This is a genomic window from Haloplanus rubicundus (assembly GCF_003342675.1).
GTDB classification, from domain to species: domain Archaea; phylum Halobacteriota; class Halobacteria; order Halobacteriales; family Haloferacaceae; genus Haloplanus; species Haloplanus rubicundus.
In genome coordinates, this window is sequence record NZ_CP031148.1 from 3,150,937 (window position 1) to 3,163,295 (window position 12,359).

General features: G+C 67.7%; 14 protein-coding genes. 7 read left to right on the forward strand and 7 right to left on the reverse strand.

The genetic code is table 11. The features are described from left to right. Positions 1–50 precede the first annotated feature (50 nt). Complete coding sequence (locus DU484_RS17285; RefSeq protein WP_114584151.1) at positions 51–905, forward strand: methylenetetrahydrofolate reductase; 855 nt, start codon at positions 51–53, stop codon at positions 903–905. A gap of 188 nt (positions 906–1,093) precedes the next feature. Here the strand turns inward: DU484_RS17285 and DU484_RS17290 are convergent, their stop codons facing one another. Both DU484_RS17290 and DU484_RS17295 read right to left on the reverse strand, forming a co-directional pair. Further along, entirely contained in the window at positions 1,094–1,384 is a 291-nt protein-coding gene (locus DU484_RS17290) for a HalOD1 output domain-containing protein (RefSeq protein ID WP_114584152.1), read from the reverse strand. A 564-nt stretch (positions 1,385–1,948) separates the two neighbouring features. Further along, complete coding sequence (locus tag DU484_RS17295) at positions 1,949–2,596, reverse strand: helix-turn-helix domain-containing protein (protein WP_114606555.1); 648 nt, start codon at positions 2,594–2,596, stop codon at positions 1,949–1,951. Positions 2,597–2,818: 222 nt separating this feature from the next. Between DU484_RS17295 and DU484_RS17300 the strand changes: the two genes are divergently transcribed. Together DU484_RS17300 and DU484_RS17305 are read left to right on the forward strand one after the other, a co-directional pair. Then, positions 2,819–3,607, forward strand: coding sequence for an SDR family oxidoreductase (locus tag DU484_RS17300; protein WP_114606556.1), 789 nt, complete (start codon positions 2,819–2,821; stop codon positions 3,605–3,607). A gap of 60 nt (positions 3,608–3,667) precedes the next feature. Further along, entirely contained in the window at positions 3,668–4,726 is a 1,059-nt protein-coding gene (locus DU484_RS17305; protein WP_114606557.1) for a sodium:calcium antiporter, read from the forward strand. A gap of 1 nt (position 4,727) precedes the next feature. Here DU484_RS17305 and DU484_RS17310 read toward each other — a convergent pair whose 3' ends face one another. Both DU484_RS17310 and DU484_RS17315 read right to left on the reverse strand, forming a co-directional pair. Beyond that, entirely contained in the window at positions 4,728–5,969 is a 1,242-nt protein-coding gene (locus DU484_RS17310) for a sodium:calcium antiporter (RefSeq protein ID WP_187347724.1), read from the reverse strand. Positions 5,970–6,068: 99 nt separating this feature from the next. Continuing rightward, entirely contained in the window at positions 6,069–6,359 is a 291-nt protein-coding gene (locus DU484_RS17315) for an ArsR/SmtB family transcription factor (RefSeq protein ID WP_114584157.1), read from the reverse strand. Positions 6,360–6,415: 56 nt separating this feature from the next. On the opposite strand from DU484_RS17315, the gene DU484_RS17320 reads away from it, so the two are divergent. From DU484_RS17320 to DU484_RS17330, 3 genes are read left to right on the forward strand one after another with little or no spacing between them, the layout of a single operon-like run. Continuing rightward, positions 6,416–6,706: an amphi-Trp domain-containing protein gene (locus DU484_RS17320; RefSeq protein WP_114584158.1), complete on the forward strand. Its 291-nt coding sequence runs from the start codon at positions 6,416–6,418 to the stop codon at positions 6,704–6,706. A gap of 49 nt (positions 6,707–6,755) precedes the next feature. Continuing rightward, positions 6,756–7,862 carry an ABC transporter substrate-binding protein gene (locus DU484_RS17325; RefSeq protein WP_114606558.1) on the forward strand — a complete coding sequence of 369 codons (1,107 nt, stop codon included), beginning with the start codon at positions 6,756–6,758 and terminating at the stop codon, positions 7,860–7,862. Beyond that, positions 7,862–8,674, forward strand: coding sequence for an ABC transporter permease (locus DU484_RS17330; protein ID WP_114606559.1), 813 nt, complete (start codon positions 7,862–7,864; stop codon positions 8,672–8,674). Before DU484_RS17325 ends, DU484_RS17330 begins: the two co-directional genes overlap by 1 nt. A 70-nt stretch (positions 8,675–8,744) precedes the next feature. Here the strand turns inward: DU484_RS17330 and DU484_RS17335 are convergent, their stop codons facing one another. From DU484_RS17335 to DU484_RS17345, 3 genes are all read right to left on the reverse strand, one after another. Beyond that, a complete protein-coding gene (locus tag DU484_RS17335; protein ID WP_114584161.1) occupies positions 8,745–9,500 on the reverse strand; it encodes an ABC transporter permease in 756 nt (251 codons plus the stop codon). A 76-nt stretch (positions 9,501–9,576) separates the two neighbouring features. Further along, positions 9,577–10,362: an ABC transporter ATP-binding protein gene (locus DU484_RS17340; RefSeq protein ID WP_114606560.1), complete on the reverse strand. Its 786-nt coding sequence runs from the start codon at positions 10,360–10,362 to the stop codon at positions 9,577–9,579. After that, positions 10,359–11,657 (reverse strand): ABC transporter substrate-binding protein, encoded by a 1,299-nt coding sequence (locus tag DU484_RS17345; RefSeq protein WP_114606561.1) that lies wholly within the window; start codon positions 11,655–11,657, stop codon positions 10,359–10,361. Before DU484_RS17345 ends, DU484_RS17340 begins: the two co-directional genes overlap by 4 nt. Before the next feature lie 144 nt (positions 11,658–11,801). Between DU484_RS17345 and DU484_RS17350 the strand changes: the two genes are divergently transcribed. Continuing rightward, positions 11,802–12,344 carry a plastocyanin/azurin family copper-binding protein gene (locus tag DU484_RS17350; protein WP_114606562.1) on the forward strand — a complete coding sequence of 181 codons (543 nt, stop codon included), beginning with the start codon at positions 11,802–11,804 and terminating at the stop codon, positions 12,342–12,344. Positions 12,345–12,359 lie beyond the last annotated feature (15 nt).

Below are 12,359 nucleotides of genomic sequence, written 5' to 3' on the forward strand. Positions count from 1 at the left end.
CCGGGAAGCGTTATCCGCCGCCAGTCCGTAGGACAACCGTCACCCCCCTCATGTCACTCTCGAAATCGAAATCCACCGACGGCGCACCGAGTCTGCTCGCGGAACCACGCTTCGAGCTGATGCCGTTCGACAGCTTCGAAGGGCAGATGGAACAGCTACCCGAGGGTGCCGAAATCGCCATTACGGCGTCGCCACAGCTCGGGCTCGACGCAACCGTCGAGTGGAGCGAGAAGTCGGCCGCGCGCGGCTACACCCCGATCCCCCACGTCGCGGCCCGGTACGTCCGCGACAGGGAGCATCTCGACGAAATCGCGACCCGACTCACCGAGGCGGGTGTCACCGACATTTTCGTCCCCGGTGGCGACCGTGAGGACCCAGTCGGCGAGTTCGAGTCCGCGTACGACCTCCTCGTCGCGCTCGACGACCTGGGTCACGAGTTCGACGAGGTGGGCATCACCGGCTACCCCGAGGGCCACGACTTCCTCGACGACCGCACGCTCGCCGAGGCGATGGAGCGGAAGGCGCCGTACGCGACGTACATCACGACCCAACTCTGTTACGATCCCGAGGCCGTCCTCGAGTGGATCGAGACGATCCGCGACCGCGGGGTCGACCTCCCCATCGAAGTGGGGATTCCGGGCGTGATGAAGTATCAGCGCCTGCTCTCCATCTCCCAGAAGGTCGGCGTCGGCGACTCGATCAACTTCCTGCGGAAGACCAGCGGCATCGTCGGGTTCGTGCGCCAACTCGTCGGCTCGCGCGGGAAGTACACCCCCGACGCTCTCGTCGACGGCCTCGCGCCGTACGTCGACGATCCCGACTACGGCATCCGCGGCATCCACATCTACACCTTCAACCAGACGGCCGACACCGAGGCGTGGCGGCGCGAGCGGCTAGACGGCTAGCCGTCTTACCAGAATCATTTGATTGTCAATTTTGTGGAACTATCGCCGAGAACGTTCGATACGGCCAGTCGGAAGCGACGAATAGACATCACCAACGCCCAGTTTTTCCCGGGATAATTATTTTCGAAGTAATGGAAGCGGCCGACGTGTCGGCGGAGCGTATTACGGACGCATAGATAACAGATCGATCACTCGGCGGCCGTCGCCTCGCGGAGTAACACGGCGCCGGTGCTGCGGACGACGACGACGTATCCGCCGTAGGTGAACGTGAGACAGCCGGCGGCGGACCGGTCGGGGGCCTCGGTGTTCCAGAGGGCGTCGAGGGCGTCGACGTTGATGCGCGTTTCGAGCGGCGGGAGGTCGGCCGGCGCGGTGTCGGTGAGGTCGGCGACGGCGTCCCGGAGAGTGTCGCTCAGCCGGCCGTCGCCGTCGTGATAGACGTGGTGGGTCTCACCCCGAGGCGTGGTAGCGGCACACATGGGTGACGGTTGGAAGGAAGCGGATTGGTTCCACGGGTGTCTCACCTGTGGCGTTTATACGCTGAACAGGCGCAATACCACGACCTTCAGGCCGTGGATACGCGCCGTCACTCAGTGCCACATTCCCTCGACGAATTGCATAGTTGAGTTTCCACTCCGTACTTTCAAGCGTCAAGAACCGCTATGCGATGGTACGGTCAGGTCGGAACGGAGCGGATTCCGAACGACCTTCGGAGGCGGCCTGCCCGCCCTCGTAACGAGGCAGTATCCAAAAGACAGGCGGTGAACGCCGTATTCCAGAAGAGTACGGTCGTGTGTCGCCTGTTTCAGCACGCCCACGATACCTCCAAGTCTCGTGACGCCGACTCGGCGTTCGCCGGGCAAAAACAACCACGAACGCCGACGACGCCGAGGATAGGAGTAACAGCCGCTTGGCACGGCTAGACAGCCACCGACCACGATGACTGGGTTAGATGCGGACTCCCGTAAAGTGGCGGCGTCCATGGTTGCAGACCTGAAACTCCCACCGCTCGGGATTCCTCCGCCTTCAGGCGGAGGAGGATGTCAAGACTCGTCGATCAGCGTCCGCTCGATGAGCCGGGAGGTTCCCCTGCGGATGCGGCCGCCGACGGCAGTCGGGGAGATGCCGAGGTCCTCGGCGAGCGCCTGGAGCGAGGTACCGCGGGGTTCCTCGAAGTACCCGGCCTCGTAGGCGGTCACGAGGGCGTCGCGCTGGGCGTCGGTGAGGCCGATGCGGTCGTCGACGGAGAACTGATCGAGCGAGTAGATGTGGCCGAGTTCGAACTCGATGTCCTCACGGTCGCAGTGCTCCCAGAGTGTGCCGAGCGTCTCGCGGTCGGGGAGTTGCATCCGCACGGACCAGCCGCGGGTCGTACTCTCGGCTTCGAGCATGAGCCCGCCGATTTCCGTCGTCGTCGGCGAGATGAGCTTCGTCCCCTCCGTGTGTCGGAGCCGGTAGATGCGCGTCGTCGACGCCTCGGCGACGAGCAACGACTCCGCGACGGTGTGGTCGCGTTCGAGGGCGGCCTCGAACGCCGGAAACGAGTCGGTTTCGACGAGAAAGAAGAACATCCCCGTCTCCGGATCGGTCGCGGTGTGAGAGACCACCTGCACGTCTGCATCGGTCGACTCGATGGTCGGCGTCAGGGCGAGGTCGGGGTGTGCGAGCTCGACGACGGCGATGAGGCTCATGCGTCCCACCGGGCGCCGGCGGGGCTGACGGCTCGGGCCGCCCCGGGGACGGTGTGCCCGTTCATGTCCACCCTGCCGAGTCGAACTGACTTTATCGTTTGGGAGTCGGTCACGACCGATGCCGGCGTGCCGACCCGAGCGCGTCGGGCGTGGTACTCCGGCCGGCACGAGCGGATTTCCGCCTCCGGTGACTCTTTGGGGAACGGGGTGACAGGTCGGGGCATGGACCTCGGACTCGACGGCAACGCGGCACTGGTGTCGGCTTCCAGCAGCGGTCTCGGGAAGGCGTCCGCGGCGGCCCTCGCCGCCGAAGGCGCAAACGTCGTGATCAACGGCCGGGACCCGGACCGCCTCGACGACGCCCTCGCGGACATCCGCGAGGTGGCGACGGGTGACGTGGTGGCCGTACGGGGCGACCTGACCGACCCCGACGACGTGACTCGACTGGTCGAGCGAACCGTCGAGGAGTTCGGCGGTCTCGACCACCTCGTGACGAGCGCCGGTGGTCCCCCGAGCGGCCCCTTCCTCGACACCACCGACGAGGACTGGTACGAGGCCTACGACCTGTTGGTGATGAGCGTCGTTCGCCTCGTGCGCGAGGCGGCGCCACACCTGCAGGAGGGCGGCGGCACCATCGTCAACGTCACCTCCGGGAGCGTCAAGGAGGCCATCGACGGCCTCGTGCTCTCGAACTCGGTGCGGATGAGCGTCGTCGGCCTGGAGAAGACGCTCTCACGGGAACTCGCCCCCGACGTGCGCGCGAACACGGTGTTGCCGGGCACCCACGAGACGCCGCGCATCGAGGAACTCGTCGAACAGGGCGTCGAGCGCGGCGACTACCCCGACTACGAGACGGGCGTGGCGGAGTGGAGCGCCGGCAACCCGGCCGAACGAATCGGCCAGCCGGAGGAGTTCGGCGACGTGGTTGCCTTCCTCTGCTCCGAACGGGCGAGCTACGTCAACGGCGCGGCCATCCCCGTCGACGGCGGGGACCACGCTTCGAACCTGTAGCGCCGTCGAAACGTGTCGTGGGGGTTTATGTCGAACCCTCCGTTTCTCCCTGCAACTCGTATGGTACTCGGACTGTCGGGAGAGCTGGTTTCGGTCGTGCTGTTTCTGGTCGGCGTCGTCATCGTGGTCGTGAGCGTCGAGACGTTCATCGAGGCGGTGGCGGAGGGCGCCCTCGCGCTCGGCGTCTCGGGCTTTTTCCTGACCGTCGTCCTCGCGGGCACCGACCTGGAGAACGTCATCCTCGGCATCGCGGCGGCGTACGACCAGTTGCCCGACCTGGCTCTCGGCACCGTCTTCGGCGAGGCCCTCTTCATCCTCGGCGCCGCTGTCGGCCTCGCCGGCGTCCTCGTCCCCTTCGAGACGGACGTACCGCGGAACTACCTCGGCCTGATGTTGCTCGCCCCCTTCCTCTTTTTCGGCCTCGCGCTCGACGGCACGCTCTCGCAGTTCGACGGGGTCGTCCTCACCGCGACGTTCGTCCCCTACCTCGCGATCATCTACACGCTCGAACGCTACACGGACACCCGCTACCTGTCGGCCGAGGAGGTCGAGATCATGGAGGAAGAGCGGGAGGAGGAAGCGGAGGCGGACGGCGAGGCGGACGACGAGTGGTTCGACTTCGACCTCGACCTCGACGTCGACGACTTCGTCGAGGAGCGCGTCCCCGAGCGATACGAGGGGCCGGCCTTCCTCGGTATCGCCGTCCTCGCCGCGCTCGGCATGACGGTCGGCTCGGAACTCGCCGTCGAGGGGGCAAAAGAGATCCTCACGATTCTCGGCGTGACCGGGCTGGCCTTCGGCGCGACGGTCATGAGCTTCATCGCGTCGCTGGAGGAACTGTTCCTGACCGTCGAACCCGTGCGTCGGGGGCGCCCCCACATCGGCGTCGGCAACGTCGTCGGGAGCATGCTCTTTTTCGTCAGCGCGAACGCGGGCCTGATCGCGATGGTCCACCCGCTGAACACGTCGGGAACGGTCGTGACCGTCCACTGGCCCTTCTTCCTCGGGACGATGCTCGTCGTCGCCGTCGCGTTCTACCGCGGGAAGGTGGGACGGCCGACCGGATTCCTCCTGCTCGGTGCGTACGCGGCGTACTGGGTGGCGAACTACGTCGTGTAGCTCACTCGCCGATCGGCACCCCACTGAACATAACGAGCGCGATGACCCAGTAGGCGACGTAGAGGCCGCCGAGCAGGTAGCCGTGCCAGCGCTTCATCTCGCCCTGGTAGAAGAAATAGGCCGCGAGCGCGGTCACGACGATCATGGCCGGGAGGTGGAACGTGAGCACGGTCGAGGAGATGTTCACCTCGCTGAGGAACATGATGACGCCGATGTTGCCGGTCACCGAGAAGAGGACGCTCCCGATGACGTTGCCGACGCCGATCTCCGGGAAGCCCCGGCGGACCGGTTCGATGGTGAGCATGATGTCCTCGAACGTCAGGAGGAGCGTGAGGAAGGTCGCCCCGAAGACCGTCTCGGAGATGCCGAACCCTTCGATGACGACCTCGGAGCCACCCTCCAGCAGCATCGCCGCGAAGACGATACCCGCGAGCGCGAGGATGGAGAGGCCGATCCAGACGAAACCGGAGTTCGCGAGGTCACCCAACACGCGCTCCTCGGGAATCTCCTCGAGCGCGTCCGACCGCGTCGCAGTCCCGCCGTCAGGGCGGAGCTGTTTCCCGAGTTCCGTGTTGCGGAACACCGGAATATCGCGCTGGCGCTCGCGGACGATGAAGTAGCCGAACGCGAAGACGAAAAAGGCCGTCAGGATGACGCCGTGGATGGCCGTCAGCGTCCCCATCAGGACGAACGGGACGAGGATGAGCGGTGCGAGGCCGAAGATGGCGATGTAGTCGTTCGGGAGGTCGACCGGGAACGGCCGGACGATGGCGGCGAGCGCGAGGGTCACGCCGATGATCGCCAGCCCCGTCCCGAGCGCCGTCCCGAGCGCCGCTTGCTCCAGTCCCCCACCCGACAGGACCAGCGCGAGGATGGTGTCGTCGAACTCGAACCCCGTGAAGATGATCGCGAGCGCGAACAGGGACATCTTCATGTTGATCGACGCGCGGGCGAGGTAGCTGATCAGTTTCTCCGTACAGGCGGTCAGCAACAGGATGCCGCCGAGGAGGACGATCACCGCGCCGACGGTCCCCTGCGCTTCGATGAAGCCCTCGATGGCGCCCTCGATGCCGCCTTCCTCCTCTTCGCCCGCTTCGCCGGCTTCCTCGCCTTCCTCCTGTGCATTCACGAGGTCGACCGGCCCGCTCGCACCGAGGTCGTCCGCGACCGTGGAGGCCGCGGGAGAAGCGACGAGTAGCGACAGTAACAACACGATACCGACAACCATCCGCTTGCGTGTCATGGACCGTCGAAAGGGGTGGTCCTACATGTATGTTAGTACGCGAGTAGTAACGTGCATTGAATTATTATACATACGGCCCGAGACGTGTCGAGGAGCCAACTATCGGGTGCGCTCGGACTCGTCGACTTCGTCGGCGTGGAGGAGGAACATCGGGTCGGGACCGGGCGAGGCTCGAAGTTCGATCCGCTTGGTCAGGCGGTAGTACTTCCGCTGGCTGGTGCGGTAGCTCTCGACGATGCCCGCCTCCTCCAGCGTCGAGAGGTGGTGGACCGCCGTCTTGCCGTCCATGCCGACGCGGTCGGCGAGTTCGGAGACGTACCGGGGCTCGGTCGACAGTTCGCGGATGATCTTCAACCGCGCCTTGCTCCCGAGCACGTCGAACAGGGACATTCGTTACCGTCCCTTGGGACGCACACTATTTTACCTCTCTCCTCTATAGCTACCCCATGGCCGACCTGCCGGACGCGAACGACGGGCCACGGACCGTCACCGAGGGGTATTTCGAGCGGGAAGTGCGACTCTCCCGCGAATCGACCGCCGCCTTCCTCCGCGACCTCGCCGACCAGATCGAGTCCGAACCGCGACTCACCATCTCCACCGACGAGTGGAAGATTCCCTTCGAATTCGACGAACCCATCGAGGTGGAAGTCGAATTCGTCGGGGAGACCCACCGCCAACTGGAACTGGAGTTGGAGTTCGAGTGGTCGCCGCCCGAGGACGAACTAGGAGTTAGTTAATAAACGATTCACCGGAATTTTTATACTGATCGTATCCTGATTGCCGCGCATGAGCGGAACTTCGCGGCGAGCGTTTCTCGCGGCCACGGGCGTGGCCGCGAGTGGACTGGCCGGCTGTCTCGGCGGGACGGACGGGGCAGGCGCCGGGGGAAGCGGGGACGAGGGCGGCACGGCGTCGCCGACGGGGACGACGACGGGGACGCCGATTCCGGGGGAGTCCTCGCTCCTGCTCAACTGGAAACCGAGCGGCCTGCACGTCCCCTACTTCGCCGCGAAGGCGAACGGCTTCTACGAGGAGGAGGGGCTGACGCTCGGGGAGATTCGGACGGGCGAGGGGTCGACGTTCTCCGCGAAGCAGACCGGCCTCGGCAACGTCGACTTCGCGGTCACCAGTAGCGATCAGGTGTTGAACGTCAACAGCCGCGACCTCTCGCCGCTGTCGGTGGGCGTCGTGATGCAGAAGAGCCCGGCAGTGGTGTTCTCCACCCGAGAGGCCTTCGGCGGCGAACTGACGAGCCCCGACCAGCTAGCGGGCAAGACGGTCGGTACCGGTCCGGGGATGGTCCGGATGCTCACCAGCCTCCTGCTCGAAGACGCCGGCGTCCGCGAGGACGTGGAGATGGTCGATACGGGCTACGACACCGTCCAGCAGCTCCTCTCGGGCGAAATCGACGCCGCGGGCGGCGTCTTCGGCGACGCGATCAGCGCCGAGGCACAGGGGTACACCGTCGACAGCCTCGCGGTGGGCGATTCGATTCCGTCCTACGGGCACGTAATCGCCACGAACCGCGAGTGGGCGGGGGACAACTCGGAAGCCGTGCGCGCGTTCCTCCGTGGCACCGCCCGCGGGGCGGCGTGGGCCCACCAGCGCCCTGGCGAGGCGACGGACCTCCTCGTCGACGCGAACGGCGTCCTGGAGGAGTCTCGCGACCAACAGCAGCAAAAGTGGGAGCGAATGGCTGACGGGTTCATGACCGGCGACGCGGTGGCCGACCACGGCTGGGGCTGGAGCGAGAGCGAGCCGTGGCAGGTCGTCCACGACGCCCTCGCGGGCGCCGACGCCCTCGGCGGTGAGGTCGACCCCGCGTCGGTCTGGACCAACGAGTATCTCGACACCGACTCCCGGTTCGTGGGGTCGTACACCGACGTGATCTGATGGCGACGACCGACCGGCACCCCCCGACCGTCGAGATGCCCGCGGTGAGCCGCGGGACCGTCCGGTCGGTCGTCGGTCGGGTGTGGCCGCCGGTCGCCGTCGCCGCCGTCGTCGTCGCCTGCTGGCAGTGGTTCGTGACGGCGACGGGCGTCCCACCGGTCATCCTGCCCGGCCCCGGCGACGTGGCCGCGGCGGGCCTCGCGGCGCGGGGCACCCTGCTCGCCGCCGCGGCGACGACGGCGCTGACCGCCGGCATCGGGCTGGTCGGCGGCGTCGTCGTCGGCCTCGCCCTCGCCTTCGCGATGGTCGGCTCCCGGACCGCCGCCGCCGTCGCCCACCCCTACCTGATCGCGCTCCGCATCGCCCCTCTGATCGCCATCGCGCCGCTCGTCTTCCTCTGGATCGGCGACGGCGTCCTCGCGCGGGCGACGCTCGTGACGACGATGACCGTCTTCCCCGTCGCTATCGCGTCGCTCGACGGCCTCCGGAGCGTGCCGGAGGAGTACACCGACCTCGCGCGCTCGGTTCGGGCGCCGCCGGCCCGCGTCTTCCTTCGTGTGCGCGTGCCCGCCGCGGCGCCGAGCGTCTTCGCAGGGATCAAACTCGCGGCGGCCCTCGCCGTCGTCGGCACTGTCGTCGCGGAATTTCTCACCCTCCAGTCCGGGCTCGGCTACCAGCTGTTCGACTCCGCGGAGTATCTCCGGACGGCCACCACGTTCGCGGCGCTGTTCGTCCTCACCGCCCTCGGGCTCGGCTTCTATCTCGTGCCCGCGGCGGTACAGCGGCGACTGGACTGGTATAGTAGCGATTGAAACTGTTTGCACAGCCGACCGTACGCAGTACTGTGATCGGCTGTGTACTGACTTTCAATCGCTGCTATAGCTACTGCCACGCCACCGCCCGGTAGCACAGGATCACGCCGCCGTAGAGCACGAGGCCCATGCAGAGCAAGACGGCGAGGGCGGCAAGCATCACGTCCACCTGCACGTTCTCGGAGGCGACGAGGATCAGCGAGCCGAGGCCGTCGTTCGAGAGGATCCACTCGGCGACGACGGCGCCGACGACGGCGAGCGTGACGGACTGTTTCACGCCCGCGAACACGTCCGGGAGGGCGTGGGGGAGGCGGACGGCGAGGAAGATCCGAACGGGGTCGGCGTCGACGGAGCGGAGCAAGTCGAGGTGGGACTCGGGGGTGCGATCCAGCCCTGCGGCCGTGCCGACGACGACGGGGAAGAAGACGATCAGGGCGACAAAGAGGATGGCCGTCTCGAAGCCGACGCCGAAGTAGATGAGGAAGATCGGCGCGACGGCGATTTTGGGGAGGACGCGGGCGGCGACGAGGTAGGGGTATATCGCCCGTTCGAGGACGGGCACCGCCCAGACGACGAGGGCGATGGCGAAGCCGGCCCCGATGCCGACGGCGCCGCCGAGCAGTATCTTGCGGAGCGTCGTGACGGCGTTCGTCAGATAGAGGTCGGGATTGCCGGCGAGGCGGGCGGCGACGGCCGTAGGCGAGGGCAGGAGAAAGGGCGGGATGGCGAGGGCGACGGTGAGCGCCCACCAGCCGGCGACGGCGACGACGAGCGCCGAGACGGGGAGGACGATGCCGGGGGCGGGGACCCGTTCCGCGACGCTCATGGGGGTCGCGTGCCGGCCCCGCCCGGTCGTCGCGGCGATTCAGTGGTCGGCCGACGACCCGGACCGACTCCCCGCCTCATGCGTCGTCGTGGAGCGCGCCGCGGACCTCGGCGACCGCGCGGCCGAACGCCTCCGACCCGAACACCGACTCGTCACGGGGCCGCGGGAGGTCGATGTCGAACTCGGCGACGATCCGACCCGGCGCACCAGTGCCCGACGCGGGCGAGGTGGGACCGTCGACGGCGGGGGCGCCGGAGACGACGAGACAGCGGTCGCCGAGGAAGACGGCCTCGGGGACGCTGTGGGTGACGAACACGACGGTCTTGCGGTTCTCGCGCCAGAGGCGGAGGATCTCGACGCCCATCTCGTCGCGAGTGATCTCGTCGAGTTCGCCGAACGGTTCGTCCATGAGCAACACGTCGGCGCCGAGGTGGATGGCGCGGGCGATGGCGACGCGCTGTTTCATGCCGCCGGAGAGTTCGGCGGGGCGGGCGTCCTCGAAGCCGTCGAGACCGGTCGTCGCCAGCAGGTCGCGGGCACCCTCCGAGTCGGGCTCTTTCCCCGCCATCCGGCGGAGGAAGGTGACGTTCTCCAGTGCCGTCTTCCAGGGCAGGAGGGTGTGATCCTGGAAGACGAAGCCGATGCGGGCGTCGGACTGGGCGACTTCGGGCGGGTCGCCGTCGACGCGTACGCGGCCGGTCGTCGGCGACTCCAGCCCGCCGATGGTGCGCAGGAGCGTGGTCTTCCCACAGCCGGAGGGGCCGACGACGGTGACGAACTCGCCGTCGGCGATGTCGACGGAGACGTCGTCGAGGGCGCGAAGGTCACCGTAAGAGACCGAGAGGTTCCGAACGTCGATCATGGGCTCCCGAGGGCCGCGGCCTGTTCGAGGGCGACGCGGAGCCGTTCCCACGTCTCCGGCGAGTGCCACCCCCACCCGTTCTTCTCGACGGCGTCCCCGCCCGCGAAGCGCTCGAACGCCCCGTCGAGTTTGCGGCGCTCGTCCGCGGCGTCGGCGGCGTCGTCCGGGAGGGTGGCGACCGCCGCGGCGGGATCGGCCCGCGCCGCGGTCCAGCCGGCCATCGCGCCTTCGAGGAAGCCCCGAAGCGCGTCGGGACGCTCCCGGAGCGTCTCGGGGCGAACGACGAACGCGGGGCCGGGCACGGGGAAGTGGTCGGCGAGCAACACCGAATCCACGTCGTGGCCGGTGGCCTCCAGTTCCAGCGGGTCGGTGAAGACGCCGGTCGCCACGTCGGCGTCGCCGTCGAGCAACGCCTCGCGCTCCTCGCCGTCCGCGCGGACGACGGTCACGTCGTCGACGACGCCGGCCTGCGCGAGAAAGAGGCGCCCGAGCGCGCCGGTTTCGGAGCCGGCGGGCATCGCGACGCGTCGCCCGCGGACGTCCTCGACGCTCCGGAGCGGCCCGCCGAAGGCGGAACGGGTCGTGTAGAGTGTGACCATCGCGCGCTGGTAGTACAGCGCCAGCGGGACGACGTCCCCGTTCGTGCACGCGCGGAGATACGTCGCGGCGCCGGTGAGCCCCACGTCGACGTCGCCGTCGGCGACGGACGAGAGGGCGGCACGGGAGCCGCGACGACCGGTGAGGGTCACGTCGACGCCGTGATCGGCGTACGCACCGGCGAAGAGTGGCGCGTGGAGACCGTTTGGCTCCCAGTTCAGGCCGACCGCGACGTGGCCGGCGTCGCGGTCGGCAGGAGGCGGGGCCGTCGTATCGCCTGTGGGTCGGGGCCGGGCCGACGACTCGAAGTCGTCGTCGAGCGTCGAGGCGACCGTGGCCGCCTGATCGAGCAACGCATCGGCGTGGAGGGTTCGAACGCGGGCGAGGGTCCGGTCGTGACCGGCGTCGGCCCGCCAGCCCTTCGGCGGCCGACCGGGAGCCTCGCTGTCGACGGTGGTCTCGACGACGAGACCGAGGTCCGTGAGCGTTCCCAGTACGTCGGAGACGCGGCCACGTCCCAGATCGACGCCGACGCGGACGGCGAGACGCGACGCCGCCTCGCCGGAGAAGCGGTCGGACTCCTCGCGGCCGACGAGATAGGCGAGGACCCGCGCCGCCTCGCGGTCGAGACCCGTGGCGAACGCCTCGACCGTCTGCGCGTCCTCGTCGCCGAGGATGGGAAACTCTCGAACTCGCACGTTTCCCCCTTGGCACCGCACGATATATAAACTGCGGGCGGAGCGGGACGATGAAGTTGAATATCGGACATGTGTGGGCGTATGCGTGGGAGTCCCTGACGCAAATTCACCAGCTTTAAGAGATCAAAACCAAAGTTCGTGGCGATGGTCTCAAAGCAGCCGAAGGAGTTCCTGTCGCGCCGGAAGTTCGCAGCCACGTTCAGCGGCGTCGCCCTCGCCGGACTCGCGGGATGTTCCGGGGGGAACGGTGGCGGGGACGGCGACGATGGCGGTAGTGAACCGACGGCAACGGAGACGGCCACGGCGACCGACACGCCCGAACCGACGTCGACGCCGACGTCGACGCCGACGGAGGAAGCGGACGCCACGATTGCAGTGGGGCCGGGCGGCAGCCTCCAGTTCGAACCGGCGAATACGGCGATTTCGCAGGGCGATACGGTCGAGTTCGTCTTCGAGTCCGGCGGCCACAACGTGTCGGGGCATCCGGACGCACACTCGGACGTGTCGCTCCCCGAGGGCGCCGAACCGTTCGCGAGCTACGACATCTCCGGCGACGACATCAACCACCTCTCGCTCAACGAGGCCGGCACCACCTACCGACACACTTTCGAGACGACCGGTCAGTACACCTACGTCTGTGTCCCCCACGCCGCGTCAGGTATGATCGGTCAGCTGACTGTCCGATAACCCGAACAAATTCGA

Coding starts and splice junctions, on each gene's coding strand:
- DU484_RS17340 (WP_114606560.1), bottom strand. CDS start 10,362: ATGATCGACGTTCGGAACCTCTCGGTCTCTTACGGTGACCTTCGCGCC.
- DU484_RS17305 (WP_114606557.1), top strand. CDS start 3,668: ATGGTACTCGGACTGTCGGGAGAGCTGGTTTCGGTCGTGCTGTTTCTG.
- DU484_RS17350 (WP_114606562.1), top strand. CDS start 11,802: ATGGTCTCAAAGCAGCCGAAGGAGTTCCTGTCGCGCCGGAAGTTCGCA.
- DU484_RS17300 (WP_114606556.1), top strand. CDS start 2,819: ATGGACCTCGGACTCGACGGCAACGCGGCACTGGTGTCGGCTTCCAGC.
- DU484_RS17330 (WP_114606559.1), top strand. CDS start 7,862: ATGGCGACGACCGACCGGCACCCCCCGACCGTCGAGATGCCCGCGGTG.
- DU484_RS17335 (WP_114584161.1), bottom strand. CDS start 9,500: ATGAGCGTCGCGGAACGGGTCCCCGCCCCCGGCATCGTCCTCCCCGTC.
- DU484_RS17325 (WP_114606558.1), top strand. CDS start 6,756: ATGAGCGGAACTTCGCGGCGAGCGTTTCTCGCGGCCACGGGCGTGGCC.
- DU484_RS17295 (WP_114606555.1), bottom strand. CDS start 2,596: ATGAGCCTCATCGCCGTCGTCGAGCTCGCACACCCCGACCTCGCCCTG.
- DU484_RS17320 (WP_114584158.1), top strand. CDS start 6,416: ATGGCCGACCTGCCGGACGCGAACGACGGGCCACGGACCGTCACCGAG.
- DU484_RS17285 (WP_114584151.1), top strand. CDS start 51: ATGTCACTCTCGAAATCGAAATCCACCGACGGCGCACCGAGTCTGCTC.
- DU484_RS17310 (WP_187347724.1), bottom strand. CDS start 5,969: ATGACACGCAAGCGGATGGTTGTCGGTATCGTGTTGTTACTGTCGCTA.
- DU484_RS17290 (WP_114584152.1), bottom strand. CDS start 1,384: ATGTGTGCCGCTACCACGCCTCGGGGTGAGACCCACCACGTCTATCAC.
- DU484_RS17315 (WP_114584157.1), bottom strand. CDS start 6,359: ATGTCCCTGTTCGACGTGCTCGGGAGCAAGGCGCGGTTGAAGATCATC.